The 232-nt window shown below is 72.0% G+C and carries 1 protein-coding gene; it reads left to right on the forward strand.

Going from position 1 to position 232, the window contains the following annotated elements; translation table 11 throughout:
• Positions 1 to 232 (forward strand): acyl carrier protein (locus tag UK12_RS36035; protein WP_045307452.1); only part of this gene is annotated, 232 nt, incomplete at both ends.

Raw genomic sequence — 232 nt, forward strand, 5'->3', positions numbered from 1 at the left:
GAAGGCGGCCGAGGCCACCGGCAGCGGTGCGGACGGTGAAGCGGCCGGACTGAAGGCCCGATTGGCCGGACTGTCCGAGGCGGACCGGGACCGTGCGCTTCTGGAGCTGGTGCGCGGAGAGGTGGCCGGAGTTCTCGGCTACCTCGGTGCGCAGTCGGTCGAACCGGCCAGGGCCTTCCGGGCCTTGGGCTTCGACTCGCTGACGGCGGTCGAGCTCCGCAACCGGCTGAAC

It is taken from the genome of Saccharothrix sp. ST-888 (assembly GCF_000955975.1).
Classification (GTDB): domain Bacteria; phylum Actinomycetota; class Actinomycetes; order Streptomycetales; family Streptomycetaceae; genus Kitasatospora.